The organism is Scandinavium sp. UTDF21-P1B (assembly GCF_040750395.1).
Taxonomy (GTDB): domain Bacteria; phylum Pseudomonadota; class Gammaproteobacteria; order Enterobacterales; family Enterobacteriaceae; genus Scandinavium.
Map to the genome: position 1 here is coordinate 34,512 of NZ_JBFLVD010000020.1, position 20,901 is coordinate 55,412.

A 20,901-nucleotide genomic window follows, 5' to 3' on the forward strand; every position below is an offset into this window, starting at 1 on the left:
GAGAAGCAAGATACGGACAGAGAGGGAGTTTCCATATAATACCAGTCAGAAAAGCACCAACTTTCCTGCTATGTGACTAACAGCGGCGCCGGAGTGATCCGCGCCGCCGGGATTCAGCCAGCGGCCGGGTTACTGACGAGCTGGGCGGACAGCGACTCCCACCGAGATACGTCGTGCGCCTGCTCGGCAAGCAGACTGACCTGCCAGCTGTCAAGATTCAGACAGTAGCAAGGGACCTCTTTTAACCCCGACAGGCGTTTAACCAGCACCAGCTGCTGCTGCAGAGAGAGTTCTGGAAATGCCATGCGGTGAACGTGCTGCCACTGCTGCTCCGATCGACAGGCAAAAGTGCTGGCTTCAGCTCCAGCCACGACAAACACCCCGCTGGCCGGTAGCGGCTGAGCCAAGCTGCGCAACAGATGCTGAAAGGGAGTAACCACCCCGTTAAAACGTAGTTTTTGTTGCCGGGCCGCCGCACGTAATTGCTGCCAGAACGCCTGTTCAAGCGTTACGGCCAGCGCAGTTTGGCCAAATTGCAGCTGATCAAAATCAACCACCAGCGGCTGTGAGCGCAACTGCGGAAATACGTTCTGAGCCAGCGACACTGTATAACAACGCAGCTCGTCAGGAGTAGCGATCCCCTCCTGCCAGGGCACCGTCAGCGTATGCGCCAGACTGTTATCCAGCCAGAACTCGACGCTGTCCAGCCATGCCAGCCGGCGGCCGCTGAACAGTTCAGACAGCACCTCATCTAACGCCTGTTCCGCCAGCCGCGGCAGCTGCTTAATCATTTGCTGGCCGTCGCGCAGACAAACACGGTCCGGGAAGATGTCACACTGCCAGTTTTTAGCCATGCGCAATGACACGATTGATCTCCTGTAATGTTGTTTTACCTTCGAGCACCGCCCGCAGCGCAATGGTCTGCAAAGCAACAAAGCCATCTGCAACCGCCACTTCACGCAGCCGGCGTACGGAAGATCGTGCCAGCAGCGCTTCTTTCATCGCATCGCTGAATGAGAGCACTTCCGCCAGCGCCAGGCGCCCACGGTAGCCACTATAGCGGCAGGCTTCGCAACCCTGGCCTTTGCGCCAACTGGCGCTGAGATCGCGTAATTCACTGGCCTGCCAGACGGCAAGCTCTTCTGCATCCGGCTGAACGGATACGCCGCAATCCGGACAGATACAGCGCACCAGCCGCTGCGCCACCACCCCGTTCAGTGCGGTAATCAGACTGGCGGGTTCAACCTGCATATAGAGAAAACGTTCCAGCACGCTGAACACGTTATTGGCGTGTACAGAAGACAGCACCACGTGTCCGGTCAGAGCGGCCTGCACCGCGATCCCCGCGGTTTCGCCATCGCGGATCTCGCCGACCAGAATAATATCCGGATCGTGGCGCAGAATAGCTCGCAGGCCGCGGGCGAAGGTCAGCCCTTTCTTATCATTTACCGGGATCTGTAATACGTCGTTAAGCTGGTACTCCACCGGATCTTCAATAGTAATAATTTTGCTTTCACCGCTGTTCAGTTCGCTTAAAGCGGCATACAGGGTAGTGGATTTACCACTGCCGGTAGGCCCGGTTACCAGCACCATACCGTGCGGCAGATGCGTCAGCTGGCGTATGGCGCCCAAGGTATAGTCATCAAAGCCCAGCGACTCCAGACGCAGCGTCTGGTCATGGGATTTGTCCAGCACGCGCAGCACCGCATCTTCGCCGTGAATACTCGGCATCACTGAAACACGAAAATCGACCGGCCGCTGATGGATCAGAGCTTTAAAACGTCCGTCCTGTGGGGTGCGCCGCTCAGCAATATCCATGCAGCTCAATACCTTGAGTCGGGAAATTACCTGTTCGGCGTGTTGCGCTCCGGTACAGTGGCGGATTGAATGCAGTACCCCGTCAATGCGATATTTCACCGCCAGCCCGTCCGGAACGGCCGCCAGATGGATGTCGCTAGCGCGGCTCTGTAACGCATCATACAGCGTGGCGTTGACCAGCTTGATCACCGCATTACTTTCTCCGGCAATGGTGGCTGGCGAAATCTCCAGCATCAGCTCTTCGCTGCTGGCTTCGCCACTGTGCTGTTCCAGCTGATCCAGCGTACGCTGTTGTTTGATCAATTTTTCCAGCGTCAGATTGAGCCAAGAGAGCGAAGTCAGCGCCATCCGCAGCGGGAAGCGCTGCGCCCACTGCCGTAATGGTAGCGAGAAAGGATCGGCCACCACCAGCCAGAGCTGCTGCTGAAAACGCAGCGGTAAGACGCGCTGCGCCAGAGCTTCGGCCAGCGGCAGATGGGTGAAATCCACTTCCGCGGCTTCCGCCTGCTCTGCCGTCAAAGCCGCCAGCCCCAGGGCCGTAGCCACTTCCGGCAGCAGACCTGGCGTACTGTCGAGCAGCGCGGCGAGTTCATCGCAATGCTGCTGCTGCGGCAGCGCCAGGATAGCGTCCAGCCGGTCGATTACAACATGATTAAACAAGGTCATCAGGACAGCCCTCCGGCCAGTTCAAAAATTGGCATATAAAGTAAAAACACCACCAGACCAACAATTCCGCCAACCAGCATCATCAGTACCGGTTCGAAAACCTTGCTGAACATTTCAATGGCTCTTTCCAGCGCTTCGTCATAAAAGGCGGCGATGCGCTCACACATGTCCGCCAGCTGACCGCTGCGCTCGCCTGCTTGCAGCAGGCGCGTGGCTACCGGCGTCGTCATCTGCTGCGCTTCCAGCGTGGTCGAGAGCGCCTGCCCGGCCTGTACTTCCTCCAGAACTTTTTGCAGTTGAGGATGATGGCTGGCGGGCAATATCGAGCGAGTCAGCTGCAACGCCTGCACTACCGGCATACCACCCTGCAGCAGCAGACCTAAAGTACGGTAAAAACGCACCAGAACCGTTAACTGATGCTGGCGACGCAGCTGCGGTAAACGCAGCAGCAGCCTGGTCATCGTCTGGCGTACCGCGGTGGTGCGCAGCATGGAAATCGCGCCGGTCAGCAGCGCGCCGGTGGCCAGCAGCAGCGCCAGGCCATGATTCTCGACCAGCTGGCCCCACCACAAAATAAAGCGCGCGCTGCCGGTCAGGTTTTTCATGCCTTCAAACACCACCGCGAAGCGGGGAATGATAAAGCCCAACAAAAAGCCGAGGATCAGGCCGCCCACCGTCATCACGATGGCCGGATACATCAGCGTTGCCTTTACCCTTTTTCGCAACATTTCCATGCGTTGTTCGTAGTGCTGGAAACGTTTTAACGCCAGCGGCAGATGGCCGGTCTGTTCCGAGGAGCGCACGGTATTAACCAGCAGTGGCGGAAATATCGTCGGCAGTGCCGCCATCGCCTGGGAAAGCTGGCAACCTTGATAGAGTTTCTTCAGCAAGGTATCCAGCATGTTCCGTGTCAGCGGCTCGCGGCTGCTGGCGTGGAGCGCCTCGATAGCTTCAGTCACTACCAAGCCAGCCTCAAGCAGAGCGACCAGCTCCTGAATAAACAGGTTGAGAGAAAAGCGCTTTGCCCGCCCGGCGGCGCGCGCGGTTACCCGCATCACGGTACAACCCGGCGCGGTTAACCTTTGCTGCGCCTCTGCCGATGAGCTGGCGGTCACCTGAATCTGCTTTCGTTTACCTTGTTCAAGATAAATGACGTCAAAAGTTTTCATGGTTGTAACATGCTCCCGTCACTCTTATTCTTTAATTTCAAATAGTGAGGAACGACTTTTTTAATATATTTATTGCGCAGAGCCTGACGCTGGGTGCTTTTTCCCGTTCCAGCGTTGTAAGCACCCACCGCCTCCCAGGAATATCCGTACTGGCGGAAATTGCCAGCAAGTATCCAGGCGCCAGTCATCACGTTCTGACAGGGATCGTTAATTAATCCCTGTCGGGTAATATTAAATTTCTTCAGCGTAGGCAAATGGATGCTGTTAATTTGCATCAGCCCGACATCATGGCTGCCGTCACGATTTTTATTGATCGCCGTCGGGGTTAGCCCTGACTCTACAATAGCAATTGCCTGTAACAATTCCGGTTCAATACCGTAGCGGGCTCCAGCCTCATCCCAACAGTCCGCCAGCGCGGGAGAGGCGGTCGCTACCAGCGAAAAGAGCAATACCAGCCGTTTCATAATTAAAAACCATATACCAATGGCTTGCCGTCTTTACCGGTCGAGGTGATATCAACTTCGTTGATGCTGTTTTTTTCCTGGGTTGGGTTGTGCCACTGATAAGGATTGCCCCAAGGATCATTAGGTACCTGCTGACTGAGATAAGGACCATTCCAGTCAGACACATTGGCAGGCTTTTCCGTCAGCGCTTTCAACCCCTGACCTTCAGTGGGGTAAGAGCCGGTATCCAGCCGATACTGACTTAATGCATCGGAAAAAGATCGCATCTGACGCAGTGCCGTCTTTTCTTTTGCCTGGTCGACGTTAGAAAAGACCTTTGGCCCAACAAAACCGGCCAGCAACGCGATAATCATCAGGACCACCAGCAATTCAAGCAGAGTGAAGCCGCCCTGATGGCGCAAGTGTGAAAGTGCTTTATTCATTTTTGAGTGCCTTAAAATTATAAAAAAAATCAACGTTATTACGGTTGATATTTTCCTTATCAAGATCAGAAAATGAAGATGATTACTCTCTCTGACATGTAGAAATCCAGAATATCAGGCAAGAAATTTCTCTGTTGCGCAAACGCCGCCTTGCCATCTTTATTATGTCCTAATCATATACAGAAGAGAACGCAGACCCTGTATAATTAAAGGCTTGGCATAATAACAAAATCATAGCGCTGACGAGAGCATTTGTGCTTAACGATTAGGTTTTCACATAATTATCATAATACTTTACCGCTTGATGACGGAAAGGGGTTGGGCTGGTCGTTTAAAACTGACGCGGTTATCGTTCCTGAAGTTACAGCATACAATTGCTAAGCCGCACAAAAAACGCATCAAAGCGGTCTGGAGGCGCAACAGGCTATTTTCGCCAACCGGGAGACGGGCACAAAAAACCACATTTATTTAATTTAAAGCGACAAAACTTGACAGATTAAATTGATGCGAGCCGATTATAGAGATAAAAATCACGATTAACTCTGAACATTATTAACCCTATTTATGGCTAAATAGAGGCTGCCTTAATCAATAAGCTGGAGAATAACTGTCCCCAGGAAAAAAAAGGAACAGTTATTGTTGAAATGAAACTAAATAACTTCGCTCTTAGCTACTGGATGCGCCTGCCCACTAAAAGCCAAGGCGGCCGTCAGGCACTGTATCGCATTGTTATAAGCGGCGCTTTCGGAAGTCAGCGCCAAAGCGTTTTTATCTTCGGTATGGACAATATCATGAATCGTAAAAATATGGCTGCCTTCAACACTCAGTCCGGAATGGGTGACAATCGCGCATACCACTCTGAAAATAATGGTATGTTTATCATTGTCGCGCATCAATTCATTCCACTCATAGCGAACGGTCTTAAGCAGCGTTTCTGTATTGGATCTCACAAATTCACTCTCACTCTGATAGATGTCATTATATAATGGCAACAATATCTCCACGAGGACAATGAAATGTAGTTAACTACACCTTTATTTATTGTCAAAGAGGCTGCGTTAATCAATAAAATAGAAACAAGAGACCGCCTGAGTTTCACCATTACAGATACAGCCATCAAGCTATATTATTTCGCCTTGCAGGATATAGATTCATTTTAACCCGGAAAATAGATGTCATGCCTCGTACAGATCTTAACTTATTAATCATTCTGGACTCACTATTAGAAGAATGCAGCGTGAGCAGGGTGGCAAAGCAGCTTAACGTTACCCCCCCAGCTATCAGCAAATCTTTAAATAAGTTGCGCGAATCCTTCCAGGATCAAATACTGGTCCGTTCAGGTTCGATACTGACGCTGACGCCGCTGGCAATGCAGTTGAAACCACAAATTCGCGGCCTGATTAAGAATATTGACGCGGTACTTAACCAAACGCTTTCGTTTGAAATCGGCCGGGAGCCTTTAACCTTTAATATTGCGGCTAATGATCTCACTATTGCCATCATCAATTCCGGCATGGTGCAGGAGCTTAATCAGCAGGAGAAGAATGTCATTCTCGACTTCTCCTACGATCAGAACACCCCCGATTTTCTACGACAGGATAATATTGATCTGTATATTGGCGAACATCGCCCGCTGAATCCTGAGATAAAAATCCGCACTATCCATCGCGATGACTGCTTACTGATCGCCAACAGCTCTCACCCGGTATTCAGTCTGCCGCCGACACTCGCCAACCTGGCTGAATTCAACTTTATCAGCACCAAAGGCCGCCTGAACGAGGAGGTAGATGCGCTATTCGCCTCGGCGGGACGGCAGAGGAAGATTGTTGGAATTACCCCAGGCTATCTGACCACCATTGAAACAGTAATACGAACCGATACGCTTGCCGTGGTACCGGCATTTTATTCCCACGCGCTTGGCGAAAGACACCAGGACGCCGTGGCTTTTAGCGCCGAGGTCAAACTACCCACGGTGAATCTGATTCAGGCATGGCACCCACGCAATGACAACTCGCCCTCGCATAAGTGGCTCCGCGACTACATTAAAGACTTTCTCAACGCAAAAATTAATACTACGGTTTAACTAACGCTACGCATCGATCCTGCCCCTATTTTTTCATCAGCGCTAGCTTGCCAGTGCCGGTTATTTCACGCTGTCGGGGAAGACGCTGTGAGTGAGTGAGCAGCAAAACATGCCGTTCCCTTCTGTGCAGTCAGTTGACCGCAACAGAAGAGAAGGGGTTGAAAGGTTACTTCTTTTGCAGATTATTGAAGAAATCCATCGCTTCTTTGGGGAAACTCAGACTGGAAGCGCCCTGCTCGTCAGCCGACTGCTGGGCCTGTTTCATCAACTCGCCAACGCCTGATTTGGGAACGCCCTGCTGCGCCTCGCGGGCGTTCTCTTTAGTCTCGTCGCTTTCGGTGCCATTATTTTCAGCGCCCTGCTCGTCAGCCGACTGCTGGGCCTGTTTCATCAACTCGCTAACGCCTGATGTTGCCTTTTCATTCATATCTTTCATCATCGACATCATTTTTTCCATTTCACCCATGCCGTCAATTTTCATCCCCGCCGCTCCGGACATAAAACCCTGAGTCAGGGACTGTTGGGTGGCCTGGCTCATCGATGACATATTCGTCAGCATTTCAATTAATTTTTTTGGATCTAACATACAACCTCCACTATTTGGTTTTAACACTGGGACAGGAAAAACGTTTTAAGGCCCGCGACCACAGTGGGAAGTCGTTCAGTGTTGAACGCAGCTCCACCCGGAAAGCGCCGCTGATATTCTGCATTCTCATGGTCAGTTCCTGCCGATCGCGATCCACCGCCTGCGGACTGCTCATATCGTAGAGACGGAACAATGCCCAGGGGCCATTCAGGCTGGTCGATTCAATTCGCCCGTTGGCATCTTTAAATGAAAGCCTCACATAGGCTCCGCCGTTTTTACCCGGCCACTGAACATTCATCGGCGGAGCGGATCCATGGCTGTAGCGAATTACCTGACCGTCAATATCTAGTTCCACTTCCATAATGTTCGGCGATAGCGACAGCGGACGCAGATAGAGCGAAAATGCCACATTATCGCCCCCCCGGCTAAAGAAAGTGTCGCCAATTTGCATGGCGTCTTCAAATACCCGTAACGTACCGGCGCTCAGCAGGCCACGGCTCTCCTGGCGCACGCGCAGAGTGCCGCCGGTATTATCGACGTAAGGTGCCAGATGCTGCTCAAAGTAACGCTTAATCGAGCCGCCAGGGCCAAATTGACGGGCAAAGTCACCGATACCGACTTCAGCGCTGGCGCTGCGATTAAACGGATAAAGACGGCTGACGTTGCTGCTGCAGACATCCGCAACAAAAGCAATAGCGCTGTTATTCAGATTAAACCGGCTCTGTTGCATGCTTTGGCTGTTGCCGGTATCCAGCAGATCCTGCATGATGCTGCGCACCGGCTCCGGCTGCTGCGCAGCGGCTATGCGTAGCCTGCTCAGACTATTTTGCGGCTGCACTTCTCCCGCCCTGAGCGCTACCGCCAGTGAGGACAACTGGTTGTATATCTCCTCAAACTGCCGTGCCAGAGGATCGTCATTGCCGCCAGAAGTTTGCATCAGCTGCATCCCCAGACGGCGGATGGCGTCAAAGCGCAGTTCCAGCTCTTTCTCCGGCACAATACGGAACGGATGATGGTTGTCTGGCAGCTCCGATCCGGTCAGGTTCTGCACCGTCTGACTCTCCAGCATGTTCTGACGGCGCTTGTTCAGCCAGCCGGAAACAAAGTGGTCATCTTCAACGCTGTTCAGACTGGTCTGGCGAGTAACAGTGCGCAACAGATTAGACAACGGCGATGAGGGCGCGGCAAACTGGCGCGCCAGCAAGGCAGCGTCGTCAAGGTTGCTTATCGGACGCACCCGGATATCTTTGAGGAACGCTTCCCAATGTTCGGCGTATTCCAGCAGATAAAGCTTGCGCACGTCATCAGTCAGCTTGTTGCGGAACTCCAGCGAGTGGAACTGGTCACGACCGCCATTGCCGTCCTGTAGCACCCAGGTCTCTTCCTGCATCATCCGCTCTACCGCGCCGGCGAGCTGAGGATTGAACACATTGTGATAGCTGCTCAGGGTATAGAAGGCGGGCACCGCCATATCGGTGACCACCGCGGTCCCTTTACGACGCAGCATCAGCGACGCATTGCTGCCAGCCGCATTAGCCAGCGACACATTTTCGATTGCGGCCGGAACTTCGTTCTGCAAACGCCTTAGTACGCGCACATGTATTGGCGTAGCCATCGCTTTCACCCTGGCAAGGCGAATCAGCTCAGGTCGCAGCGTCGCAACCGGCGCCTGACTCACCAGTTCCTCGGCGAAAATAGTGCGCAGATGCTGATTAAACAGGCGTCTGTCGCGATCAGAATAGCCCTGAGGAGCAAAGCGGTTCCAGCGAGTGGCAAACCAGCTTTCCAGTTCCACCGGCGAGCGATGTTCCGGCTTACCCATCATCAGATAAATTTTCAGCGTATCGTAAACATCGGCATGGCTGGCGGTCACATCATGCTGCAATTCTTCATAAACATACCGCTCCAGCGCCGGCCAGAAAAATTTGAACAGATGCCGACGATAGGTCTGCTGCACCTCGCGGTTGAGCAACGTGTGCTCGAAGTAGGGGTTGGCCAGCGGTGAACGGTGGCTCTCCATCTGGGCGGACATATAACCCAGCTGCTCGTAGGCCGAAATCAGATCGTCGCTGATACGATTGGTGGCGGGAATTTCGCGGATCATGCGCTTGGTTTCGTCGAACCGGGCGCTGATATAGGCAATGTAATCCTCTTCCCAGAAGTAGCGCGAGGCCAGAACATTAAAAGCAAAAGCTAACAGCGCGCATACCGCGCCGTAGCGCGCCACCAAACCAAGGCGGTGACGCAGCGGCATAGCGCGTAGATTCAGCACTCCCCGCTCCTGAATAGCGGCGTCGAGCATCGGGCAGTACAAGGGCCCGGTGGGACGAATATCCACATTCTCTCCCAACCATTGCGCGCCCTGTAGCAGTCGGGTGCTGCCAAACCACACCTGGCGTACCTGACCGGAGTAGCCCACCGGCATCTGAGGGAAAACCTGTTCCAGCAGATTAAATAACGGCTTGCGTATATTCCCCAGCGCCTCAGTAAAAAACAGCAGCTGCCTACGCTGTTCGGCGGATTGTGTGGTGTGCAGCAACCGCTGAATATAACTGCTGATTTGGGTGAGCAGCTGGGTATATTCAGCATCACTGCGACCATAATCCACCTGCCCCGCTTTAGTTGTCACCATCGGGAAGCCGATCCCCTGGCTGAACAGGTCATCATCGATCAGCGTCAGGAAAGATCCGCCCCCTGGTAACGAGTCGATGTTGTTGAGCGCCAGATAAACCGCAATATCATTACGGAAGGTTGACGCCAGCTCCTGCATACGTGCGCAGAGCGCATCAGCCATCGATTTACGCTCGGTTAGCGAAGCGTTCAGTAACCAGCAGACGTCAAGGCAGAGCACCACGCCGTCAATGCCGGGGTGGCGGCGGAAGCGCCGAATCAGGGAATAGAGCGTTTTCTGTGCCTTGCTGGCCTCTTCGCTTAAGCCATTTAACTGGATCCACTCTCCCGCCGTATCGATATAAACCGCTTTATCTGTCAGCCACCAGTTGCAATCCCGGGTAGCGCCAACATCGGCGGTATGCGGCAGCCCGTACTGTTCCGGAAGCAGAAAACGTTTGCCGCTTTCATGGAGCAGCGAGGTTTTGCCGCTATTACTGGGGCCGATAATTAAAAACCACGGTTTTTCATCATGGCAGTTACGGCTTAATCGATGGCGCAAGCGCTGCCATGCGGATTTCCGTTCCGCAAAACCAGCATATTTAATCATGCGCATGGCGTCATAAAACCGCGACGAAACTCGATCGCGCTGGCGGCTACGCTTACCTGCTCTGGCCGGTCCGCGCGTCTGACGCAAAAGCCAGGCAATACAGCCCGCGACCCAAGGCCATACGGCCCAGATAGCAATAAGCGTGATAACAATGATTCTGATATTAACGGGCGACAACGGCCGTAATTTTGCCACCGCAATCTGTGGACCAACCCACCAGACGACTAAGGACAAGCAAATAGCGATTAATAAAATAAATACTCTACGGATCATAATGTCATAGCCCGATCAGTGGGAGCCTCCAGCGGAGGAGTGGGTATTCAGCAAGGCCGGCGTTTCATCACGTTGCGGTGAACTGAGGTCACTGGCGCCGCCGGAGCGATCGCCTACTTTCCATAGGATATCGACCCGGCGGTTTTTCCGCCGCCCTTCATCAGTACTGTTATCCGCAATAGGCTCAGCATCGCCCTTACCCACCGCGGTGATGGTGCGCTGATACTTGCTGTTCACATGAGTGCCTTCGCTCAGTTTGTCCGCCACCCGCTCCGCACGCTCCTGCGAGAGGGTCAGATTGGGATCTTTCAGTTTACTATTACGGAATGGACTGTTATCGGTATGACCGATCACCTCCAGATCACCGGGCCAGCCGGCCAGCGCTTCACCAAGGCGCTCAATATTACGTTTCTGCACAAATTCAGCGGAAAGCATAGATTTACCGGTACGAAACGCGCCGTCAGAGGTAAACAGCAGCAGCCAGCCGCGCGGATCCGGCCGCGCCTCAAGCCAGCCTTCGCTCAGAATGGCCGGCAGCGGCTGCGGCAGGGTTTCCATAATATTGATCTTGCGCGGCGCCGGTGGTTCCCAGGCAACAATGGCATTACGGATAGCGCGGGACTTATCATGGAGATAGAAAGAGATACCGCCCCAGGCGAGCAGAAAAAGCAGCGAACCAACGCATAACAGCCGTCCCGGACTCAGGCCGCTGCGCTTACGGACCACCACCTGTGGCCTGACCGGAGCCATGCTCCAGGCTGGCGCACTGTCAAACAGCATGCTATGTAATCTCAGAAAGAGATCGGCCAACAGCACTTCGCCTCGCTCCAAGATGTGATATTTGCCTTTGAAGCCCAGAGATAAAATCAGGTAATAAAAACCCAGAATTTCAATAGGTTGCCTTGGCTCCTGCATATAGTTTTCCAGGTCGCTAAAGCTCTTTTCTCCGCCCCAGGAATCACGGTGGAAGGCGATCAGCAGGTTAAGCGGCGCCACACCGCGCTCTTTCAACTCGGCCGAAGCACCATCGATAAAGGTGCACAGCAGATAGGAGAGACGGCGCACATCCTCTGGCAGACGCTGCTGTTTAAGCAGAGTCTGCTCAAAATGCTGGACCTCACGTACCAGCTGGGCGCGAATCGCCACTTCGTCCTCGTCGTACTGTCCACGCATACGCTCAAGGATCAGCAGCGCTGGCATCGCCGCGGCCACACAGGGATTATCCCAACAGCCAGCCAGCACGCCGACCCGCTGCATGGCAACTGACCGGGTGGAGGGCTGGACGGTCGGCGAAGCGCCAGTAAAGTAGTAAGGCTCACTGGTAAAGCTGCTATGAGTGCCCACCGGACGCGCGCCGCTGTCCACGCCGGCTGGCGCCGCAGGCGCTACGCCAACCTCATTCTGACGCGCACCGGCAGCCAAGGTGGTGGCGAGACTTGCCGCGCCTGCTGCTGCCAACGGAGAGTTCATCAGGCTGTTAATCCGTTCCAGCTCTGAACGGGGGCCGTGCATGGCATTACGTATTTGCTGACCAAACTCTTTCATCTTCCTCTCCCTGGCCGCAGACCCCAGACATCAAAACGCAGCGACGGGAAATCTCCAACCACACTGAATGCCATTGCCGCGCCAGACATCATCTCGATGTACAGCGGATCGGCTGAATCCACCTCGAAATAGATACTGTCCGGGTAATAGGGAATATGCCGAGGCGGCGCATTCAGCGCACTGATACGTACTCCAGGCAGCTGGAAATCGATCAGTTGAGCAATTTTCTCAACCGGCCCAAGTTTGATTTGTCCCGGGAAGTCAGTGCGCAGGAGCTCGCCTGGCACGTCGGCGCTCACGGCAAAAATCAGTCGCTCCAGCCCCAGATGGATATCGTTATGACACTGATAAACGTTGTTGCCATTATTCTTAAAGGAGAGAGCCACCGCCGGCGATTCAATCACCAGCGACAGTGAGCGTCGCAATGCGGTAAACAGCGGGAAAAAACCTTGCGCCGGGCGCTCATGGTTATAGCTGATGTCGTTACGCTCGTGCACCGCCTCGCTGCCGGGAATGATCGAGAGCCGTCCCAGCAGGCCCAGCAAGGTCTGGAACAGACTTTCCGGATGCACCTGCGGACGCTGCAGCAGATGGGTAAGCTGCAGATGATATTCACCCAGCAGCTGCATCAGCATCAGTTCCAGCACCTCGTTGACGCCGCTACCGTGGTGATGGGTATCCACGATGCGCACGGCAGTAAGGCGCTGACCAATTAGCCCCAGCAGCTCAGTGGCTGCGCCATGTAGCCAGCCGGTAGCGCGGATATTTAACATCGGCGGCAGCAGTTTACTGTCGGGAAGTAAATAGCCTTCGGGGCGAGGCTCGCCCATAGCTACCAGCGGCAGGACGGTCTCAGCGCTACTGCAGTTCTCTTTCAGACACAGCCGCACCTGTAACTGCCCAAGCTGGAGCAAAGCGCTGCGCGAACCGCCTTCACCGCCAGGTAGCAGGTTACGATCCTGGATCTCCGCTTCAATGGCGCGGTAGCGGCTGCTGCTGCCGCGCGATGTCAGATCGATATAGGGGTTTCCCGGCACATCCATCGCCAGCGCCAGACAGACCAACCGATTGTGAAAACTTTCCTGCAACTCCAGCGGCAACGGCAACGGATCTTTATCTGGCATATCAAACACGGTGCCGTCGGGAAAGATCCCTCTGGCCCTGCGGATGGCGAGTTTTCCTTGAGTCAGCAGCTCTTGGTCAATTTCCAGCGCGCTCAATCCCCATCCATAAACCCCAAGCGTAGCCGTTTTGCTGTGAATAAGGTTTTCAATATATCGCTCCTGCTGCTGGAAATGCTGTGGCTCCATAAGCATTCCCTCAACCCAGGCGACACGTTGTGTTGGTAGCATTATCAGCATCCGTATTATTTTATTTATAAAACAGTCAGCGAGGTTTTTTCCACGACGACATTAAGTTTGAAATCTTCACCGGGTTTAATCTCCTTCTCTATTAATGAACGAGCTCCGATGCCTTGCTGAAATTCAGCGCCAATCAGTATCCACCGAGGATTAATGGCTCCAGTGGGATAAGCTGCCTGGTAAATCCGCTTCTGCCCCGGCGCAACGATATAACTTTCATAATTAATTACATCTACCGCATCCGAAGGTTCGCTGCATATCCGGCCTTCATACAGTCTGGCTGGCAACCAGCCAGCGCGACGTACCTCAATAACGCAAAGCTTCACCGGTTGAGAAACAGAAAATTCATTCTGATTAACATTCCATTCGGTAAATAGGGTTATTTCAATATTATGGGATTTTTGCTCTGTCTCTTCTGAGAAAAAACTGCTGCAGCTTACAGTTAAAAAAAGCAGAACCAGAATGATAAATCTTCTCATACTAGCAGCTTACATGAACCTTATACTGGCTTGGCACGTGCTGTACACAAACCGTATTACAGGTGTTCGCCATACCGCTACAACCCAGATAAGTAACACCATTGCCTTTGGCAAATACTTTTTGAGACGCCATCAGATGCATTCCTCTGCCGGAATTAGTGCAGGAAGCCACCCCGCTTCCTGGCCCGCATGTTTGCGTATAATAATATTCAGTGGTCAGCGTCTGCACAAAACCGCCGCAAATAATAAAATTGGGCACATTCACTACACCGCAGACATTTGACATATTATTGGCACTAACCACAACGATTAGTCCCAAATCAAGAACGTCGCAGCTGGAGATACTTACTCCGGCTGCACTGGTATTAACTGCTGGCATTTTTCATCCCATATGAATTTGGCTACCATCAACTTTAACCACCGTAGAGCCGCTGATTGAGGTAAGTTTTCCTTTTACGCTTACCATCTCTTCTGCCTGATGATTAATATTTCTCGCCTCAACATTTTCATCGAATTTTATTATACGACTTGCATCTTCAGCCTGAACAAACCATCGCCTGGCCACCTGCGTCATATGTTCCGCGACCCAACGCGCCATTCTGGAACTGAAAGCGATTTTTTCCGCTTTGATCTCAACCTGACTGCCGCCGTCCAATATCAGCTGCGCTGCGCTAATATGCAATGCCTCATTACCACAGTTTATTTCCAGCGGTCCCGACCGATCGCGTTGCAGAATATCGGTGATAAAAAAGGTTTTCTGGTCAACTACGGCTCTGACGCGATCCCCTTCCTGCGGCTTTAGCAGACAGCTGGCGGCGGTTTTCAACTCACTGCCGCTGTAGGCCGCAAGGTAAAGCTCGCCCTGCTTATTGCGTTTGATATCCGCCACCACCATGGTACCGGGGCTCAGTCGGCGTGCCCTCTCCGGCAGAATCGTCACCTCTGCCGTTTTATCCGCCCCAGCCTGACCTGATAACAGCATTCTAGACATAGCGGCTGCCTCCTCCTCTCCTCGGACCGGCAGGGGGAGTTGTTTCCGCCTGCCTTCCCGGTTGGTTAATCTGGTACCAAGCGTCAAGCCGCATCAACAGCGGATCCTGCTCTCTGCCGGCCGGAAGCCCGCTGGCGCCATGCGTACGGGCACCATCGCTGCTACCCGTGCCGGAGAAGGCCGTCTCCTTAACCGTCATCTCTCTCATATCCGCCCGACTGAAATTTGCCCCCGTCACCTGACAATGCTCAAGAACGCTCCCGGCAAGCCGGGCCTGCGCCAAAGCAGCACCGCTGAAATCACAGTGAATAAACTGCACATCCGTCGCCTGACAGAAGGTCATCTCTGCCTGGTTAAAGCAGCAGTGACTGAAATACCCCGCCGTTAACACTGCATTGGCCATTGCGCTGGCACTGAAGTCGCACTGAGCGGCGCGGGAGTTCATCAGACAGGCGCCAATCAACGAGAATCCACGCCAGTCAACCTGGTTCAGCTCGCATTCGCTCCAGACGTTATGACTGCTGTCGCCATAGTTCGCCCGGTAGCTTACGCGATCCAGCAGACAGCGATTCATCGCCTGCCGACGCAGCGTTCCTCCCTGCCAGCAGGAGTCGGTCAGCCGGCTCTGATACCAGCCGCCATCATGAAACAGGCTGTCCACCACCGTCAGCTGGTGAAAGCTGCTGGACGCCGCCGTCCAGCGCGCCAGCTGAACTTTTTCCAGCCGCATTTCCGCCGCGCTCACCCCGTTGAAGGTCAGTCCCTCTATCCGGCTGTTCCAGAAGAGCGCATGATTTAACTGCCCTGCCAGAAACAGGCATTGTTCCACCACTCCGCCATTCAGCGTCAGGCGCTGAATATGGCAATCTGTGAAGGTTAATTCGCTGATATTACATGCCATGACCTGAACATTGTCCATTACACAACGTTCAAAATATAATTTCCTGAAATGACATGCCTCGAAGGTCACGTTATTAAAATGACACTCAACATAACGCAGCCCCTCTTTTTGCCGGCCGTCGAAATGTAGGTCGTGATAGTACTGTTTCTCAATTTTTTCCGGCGCCGAAGGGATATCGAAATCACTTAAATCAATATCCGCGCCGCTGGCAAGTCCATCAAAGGTTGTGATTCTCTGTTTCATCGTGATCATTCTCCCCCATCGGCCACATCTTCCTGATGAAACGGGTACCACATAACTTCGTCCATCAGGCAGTGGTTAAAAACGTTATCCCGATCGCGCCTGACCTGTGCCATATTGGCCGCCACCAGATTGCAGTGATCAAAGCGGGCGCTACGAAGATCGGCATGATAGAGCATCGCCTGCTGCAGGCTGGAGCGTTGCCACAGGCTGTGTTGCATATCCGCATCCTTAAAGCCGCCGCCAGCGATCTCGCAGCGCGTAACTCGGCTATAGCTGAGATCCGCCGCTTCAAAATTGGCTTCGCTGATTACGCAGCCCGAGAAGGTAGCTGACGACAGGTCCACGCCCCTCATCCCCACCTGCTGCAGTGTGCTCTGTTCGATATCGATCTGCCGCAGAATGCAGTCGGCTGTGAGGGTGGCGCTTTCAATCTGACAGTGGCGCCACACCATCGCCTGACAGTTGCACTCAAACAGCGATCCCTTGCGCAACTCCACCTGCTGCCAACGACTCTTTGACAGATTGCACTGTTTGAAAATAGCGCTGTTCAGCTCAATTCCCCGCAGCTCCAGCTTCCCGAACAGACAGGCGCTGAATGTGGCGTTGTCCAGCGCACCACCGCTGAAGCAGGTGCTTTCCCAGTGGCTTTTGTCCCACCGACAACCTTGCCAGTCACTCTGCTGACTCCTGAAATCAATGGCTTTAACCCGATCGAAAGTAACCTGCTCCAGCTGACAACCACTGACCATGGTCTGTTCGAAAGCACAGTCGCTGAAGCGGTTTTTATGCAGATTACAACGGTTAAAGTTAACGCTGGCGAAGCTGCAATTTTCGAAACAGCAATACTCGAACAGACAGTCTTCCAGCTCCACCTGAGTAAAATTGCAATCGGCAAAGTGGCACTGGCGAAATATCGCCTTTTGCAGACTGCGTTGCTCCAGCGACTGGCAGGTAAAGATCTCATTTTCAGCAGCAGGCACGCTATGTTGGGCCAGTTGAAACAGCGTCTTAGCATTCGCCTGAGGAAAAGTTTCCCATTTGATTTTTTCCAGCGGCGGCACGGTTTTTTCACCGCCATCTTGCTGCTGGTCAATCTTCTGTCGCAGAAGTTGATAATACGCTAAATATTCATGTCTAGGACCGGGAAGATAAGCCAGCGACTGCGGATTGTGCTCCATCGCATTGATCACGTTCATCCCCATACCTGCGGGCATTAAATCGGGATCGTACAGCGATTCCAGCTCGCCGCCCTGCTTCGCTCTCCGCCGGGAAAATACCTGCTGATAGTGACGATCGGAGCGCGGGGCCTCCAGCGAGTCCAGCGCAATCATCACGCTTGCCAACGGCTCCTCCAGCAGATAAGCCAGCGGCAGATGACCAGTAAAGATCATCAATCCCAGATCGCAATCCGGCAACAACCATAAGGTCTTCCGCTCCATCCTCAGCGAGCGTAGCTGTTCCGGTCGTTCTTTATCGCTGTAGAACGCTCTGGCCTGCACGCGCGGAAAAACGCCGCGCAGGATCTCACCGCCAGGCCTGAATCCCTCCAGTTCATAACAGATATCGTCAGGCCATTCCGCCTCGCTGTAGCGCTGAGCCGGAGCTGCCAGTTGAAAAAACTGGCGATCCAGCGAGGCCGGGTAACCAGGGAAAACATTCACCAGATAGCTTTTGCCCGACATTTCAGACGTGACTTTATCCAGCCAGGCTTTACGCACCTGGAAACCCGGCGGTATAGGTCCCGGCGCGGCCAGCGGCGCTCCGCCCTGGGGAATGCCGTTCATCAGCGGCATGAGCATCGGCGCCAAGCCATCTTTATGACCGCGTCCCAAGGGATTAGCAGCAGAGTTTTCACCGCCATAACTCTGCCGGTGATCTAAAGGCATCTGTAAAAACGGCTGCACCTGCAGAGCGGCCTGCGTCGCTGCTCCTTCCACCCGCCACTGACGTTGCAGGCCACCCACCTTTACCGCCACGTCCAGCGCCTTAATGGGTTCGCCGATGCCCGCATGGCCCGCTAACAGATATTCAGCAAAGGGTTTTGGCTCGGCTAAATCCAGCACCTGATGTGACATTGGCGCCTGTTGCCAGCCATGCCAGATATCTGCTTCGCAGGCAAAGTGTCTGGGCTGTGATAGGTAGAATCCAGCAACCATGCTGATGCCAAGGTGGCTCTGTCGGCCAATCTGGTATCGTCCATTAAGCAAAATAAGCTGCTGAGGTTTAATAATCTGCATATATTCTCTTCAGGAAAGTATTCTGTTTTGACGCACCGCTTAAACCATGAAGAATGCTGGCAGGCTTCCCGCCGCCGGTCGGTACGTCCGGCGGGTCGAAACCCTGGTGCTGGCTTAACGCTTTAACTAATCATCAACAGACCAACGAACCGATGCTCAAAGGCGGTGTTATTGAGCGTCAGCAAACTGTTTTCAAGTTTAAATTTCATATTGCCCATATAGGCGCCGTAATTCTCATTACGCGCTTCGACAATGCTCACTTCCGCCCCACTCAGGTTGAGCGAACTTCCGGTGCGCATCACATTGATGCCATACAATTCGGTATTCAGGCCGGTAATATTATTATTCACGCCTACCGTAGCATTGCGATTGACGATAGCGGAATTATCCATACCAACAAAATCGTTGTTGAAAGCAACAAAGCTATTTTTATTAGCAATTAAACTATTTTCCATTACTGAAAGTTTATTTTTCATCGCTATCGCTTCATTATCCATTGCGGTTAATGAAATCTTCACACCGGTGATATTGGTCTCCAGACCGGTCAAATGCGTGCCTATAGCAGTGAATGAAGTATCGACGCCGGTAAATGTGGTTTGCATCCCGGTGCTCTGAAAGTCGACCATTGTCATGCCACAGCGGAGAGCGGCGATATCCTTTTTAATTCCGGTAACCTGTACTGCCAGTCCGGTATAGCTCATCCGCATATTGGCCAGGTAATAATGGTTGTTGAACAGGCAGGAATAGTTGCTGGCAACCCGGTCAAAGCGATTATTATCAACCTGAATATCGAGATCATTCTCGACGGTATTATGCATATCGCGTTCAGCGTGAATAATAACCTGTTCGTTACCGCGATCGTCAACCAAGGTGATTTCATTATTATTAGCTGGCAACCCATGCTGCAAGGATCGCGATTTTATCCCTGTATGGCCAATCTGCTGTGGCAGATTATAGGGCGGTGGATTGGCGCCATTATAGACGATGCCGGTCACCATCGGGCGGTCAAGATCGCCGTCAACGTAGGTAATCAAAACCTCCTGGCCGACGCGCGGCATAGCGATAACGCCCCAGCCTTTACCGGCCCAGGCCTGCACCACCCGCACCCAGCAGGAGCTATCCTCTTCGTTGCTTTTATAGCGGTCCCAGTGGAAGTGCACCCGGATGCGCGCATGCTCATCAGTGTAGACTTCAGAGCCTGGCGTGCCAACCACGGTAGCGCTTTGCAGACCCGGCACTTCCGGCCGCGGCGTGCGCAGCGGCGGGCGATTGGCGATATCATCATTCAGCGCGGTAAACTGACAGGTAACCAGCCCGCTGGCGGCAACGGCACTAACGCTGTCGGATTCGCCCTGAATATAGGTATAGCGCGCAGCGATAAGTTTAAAACGGCGATTACGCGCGCTGTCAGGATGTTGAAACAAGGTAAAGGCATAACCAGGGATCAGCCCAATTGCGTTACTGTCACCGCTTAACAGCTGGCGCTCGCTCTGCATCATTTGCAGCCGCAGACGGGCCAGTTTTTCGCCGCGCTCTTTGTCGCTGTAGCCAGCGGCGTAGTCATACCACTCCAGCTGAACGTTCGCCAGGCCACTTTCAGGCGCTTCCAGATCAATCTGCAGATTCGACGACGGATGCAGGTAGTTATAGTCACGTAAAATAACTTCATTCGGACGAACTTTACGCGAACGATGGATGGCCTGTATCGCTTCCAGCAATGGGCGGCCGTCTTCTTCCGTGGCGGCATAAGGCAGCGTGTCATAACCTCCCGGCAAATCAGCAAACGGCTGCCGATCGGTGATCACCATAGTGTGTTTATCCTGCTGGTGACGGAAGTAGTACCAGATCCCCTCCTCCTCAAGCAGCCGGTTGATAAAATTGAAATCGGTTTCACCAAACTGAACGCAATATTCCCGGACTGGATACTCTTCATCAATTTCCAGTTCGTAATTAGCAATATCCTGATAACGGGAGAAGGTTTCCTTAACCACATCCAGAATATTTTTATCTTGGAAGATACGACTATTGCGGTTTTGCCGCAGAAACCACAGCCAGGTGCTCAGCTCTAGCTGATAAATATATTTATTGCCCTGTTTGCGCAGATCATAGCCGGCGGTAACATAAGCATTATAGTAACGCCAGTAATATTCATCCGGCGCAGCCGGATCGATGTTTGCCATCGAGCCGCCAATCTCGTTTTCCTGTAATGAGTAAGGCAGCACGCCGCTGCGATAACGCACCAGCACCTGTACATTTTCCCCAAGCAGACCATCGAGATCTACCTCGGCAGAGGGTGATTCGAATTCCAGAATAAACTTCTGGCTGTGAGAAAGCCCCTCATCCGTTTTAAACACTACAGGCCAGGCGCTAACTTCCTGCAATTTGTCATTATAAATTCGCAGAGAAAATATACGGTCTACGTCTTGATTCATTACGGACATAA

16 protein-coding genes are annotated in these 20,901 nt (G+C 53.1%); 1 reads left to right on the top strand and 15 read right to left on the bottom strand.

Features of this window, described 5'->3' with window-relative positions:
• Positions 1 to 113: 113 nt before the first annotated feature.
• The 6 genes from AB1287_RS17235 to AB1287_RS17260 form a co-directional block, all read right to left on the bottom strand.
• Positions 114 to 866 carry a hypothetical protein gene (locus AB1287_RS17235; RefSeq protein ID WP_435618549.1) on the bottom strand — a complete coding sequence of 251 codons (753 nt, stop codon included), beginning with the start codon at positions 864 to 866 and terminating at the stop codon, positions 114 to 116.
• Complete coding sequence (locus tag AB1287_RS17240; RefSeq protein WP_435618550.1) at positions 847 to 2,484, bottom strand: GspE/PulE family protein; 1,638 nt, start codon at positions 2,482 to 2,484, stop codon at positions 847 to 849. The genes AB1287_RS17235 and AB1287_RS17240 overlap by 20 nt, the downstream gene beginning before the upstream one ends.
• Positions 2,484 to 3,653, bottom strand: a complete 1,170-nt coding sequence (locus AB1287_RS17245; RefSeq protein ID WP_435618551.1) for a type II secretion system F family protein — start codon at positions 3,651 to 3,653, stop codon at positions 2,484 to 2,486. The genes AB1287_RS17240 and AB1287_RS17245 overlap by 1 nt, the downstream gene beginning before the upstream one ends.
• Positions 3,650 to 4,117, bottom strand: coding sequence for a lytic transglycosylase domain-containing protein (locus AB1287_RS17250; RefSeq protein ID WP_435618552.1), 468 nt, complete (start codon positions 4,115 to 4,117; stop codon positions 3,650 to 3,652). Before AB1287_RS17250 ends, AB1287_RS17245 begins: the two co-directional genes overlap by 4 nt.
• Before the next feature lie 2 nt (positions 4,118 to 4,119).
• Positions 4,120 to 4,539, bottom strand: coding sequence for a type II secretion system major pseudopilin GspG (gspG, locus tag AB1287_RS17255; protein ID WP_435618553.1), 420 nt, complete (start codon positions 4,537 to 4,539; stop codon positions 4,120 to 4,122).
• A 650-nt stretch (positions 4,540 to 5,189) separates the two neighbouring features.
• Entirely contained in the window at positions 5,190 to 5,432 is a 243-nt protein-coding gene (locus AB1287_RS17260; protein WP_435618554.1) for a hypothetical protein, read from the bottom strand.
• 284 nt (positions 5,433 to 5,716) lie between these two features.
• Here AB1287_RS17260 and AB1287_RS17265 point away from each other — a divergent pair, with 284 nt between their 5' ends.
• On the top strand, positions 5,717 to 6,622 hold the full coding sequence (locus AB1287_RS17265; protein WP_435618555.1) for a LysR family transcriptional regulator: 906 nt from the start codon (positions 5,717 to 5,719) through the stop codon (positions 6,620 to 6,622).
• Between the two features lie 166 nt (positions 6,623 to 6,788).
• Here AB1287_RS17265 and AB1287_RS17270 read toward each other — a convergent pair whose 3' ends face one another.
• From AB1287_RS17270 to AB1287_RS17310, 9 genes are all read right to left on the bottom strand, one after another.
• A complete protein-coding gene (locus AB1287_RS17270; RefSeq protein ID WP_435618556.1) occupies positions 6,789 to 7,103 on the bottom strand; it encodes a hypothetical protein in 315 nt (104 codons plus the stop codon).
• 115 nt (positions 7,104 to 7,218) lie between these two features.
• Positions 7,219 to 10,701 carry a type VI secretion system membrane subunit TssM gene (gene tssM / locus AB1287_RS17275; protein WP_435618557.1) on the bottom strand — a complete coding sequence of 1,161 codons (3,483 nt, stop codon included), beginning with the start codon at positions 10,699 to 10,701 and terminating at the stop codon, positions 7,219 to 7,221.
• Between the two features lie 15 nt (positions 10,702 to 10,716).
• On the bottom strand, positions 10,717 to 12,246 hold the full coding sequence (icmH, locus tag AB1287_RS17280) for a type IVB secretion system protein IcmH/DotU (protein WP_435618558.1): 1,530 nt from the start codon (positions 12,244 to 12,246) through the stop codon (positions 10,717 to 10,719).
• The gene (gene tssK, locus AB1287_RS17285; RefSeq protein ID WP_435618559.1) at positions 12,243 to 13,598 is read right to left on the bottom strand and encodes a type VI secretion system baseplate subunit TssK; all 1,356 of its coding nucleotides are present in this window, start codon (positions 13,596 to 13,598) and stop codon (positions 12,243 to 12,245) included. The genes icmH and tssK overlap by 4 nt, the downstream gene beginning before the upstream one ends.
• Positions 13,599 to 13,621: 23 nt before the next feature.
• Complete coding sequence (locus AB1287_RS17290) at positions 13,622 to 14,086, bottom strand: hypothetical protein (protein WP_435618560.1); 465 nt, start codon at positions 14,084 to 14,086, stop codon at positions 13,622 to 13,624.
• 382 nt (positions 14,087 to 14,468) lie between these two features.
• Positions 14,469 to 15,068: a DUF3540 domain-containing protein gene (locus AB1287_RS17295; RefSeq protein ID WP_435618561.1), complete on the bottom strand. Its 600-nt coding sequence runs from the start codon at positions 15,066 to 15,068 to the stop codon at positions 14,469 to 14,471.
• Position 15,069: 1 nt separating this feature from the next.
• Positions 15,070 to 16,230, bottom strand: coding sequence for a pentapeptide repeat-containing protein (locus AB1287_RS17300; protein WP_435618562.1), 1,161 nt, complete (start codon positions 16,228 to 16,230; stop codon positions 15,070 to 15,072).
• Positions 16,227 to 18,458, bottom strand: coding sequence for a DUF2169 domain-containing protein (locus AB1287_RS17305; RefSeq protein WP_435618563.1), 2,232 nt, complete (start codon positions 18,456 to 18,458; stop codon positions 16,227 to 16,229). The genes AB1287_RS17300 and AB1287_RS17305 overlap by 4 nt, the downstream gene beginning before the upstream one ends.
• A 122-nt stretch (positions 18,459 to 18,580) precedes the next feature.
• Positions 18,581 to 20,899 (bottom strand): type VI secretion system Vgr family protein, encoded by a 2,319-nt coding sequence (locus tag AB1287_RS17310; protein ID WP_435618564.1) that lies wholly within the window; start codon positions 20,897 to 20,899, stop codon positions 18,581 to 18,583.
• Positions 20,900 to 20,901: the final 2 nt, after the last annotated feature.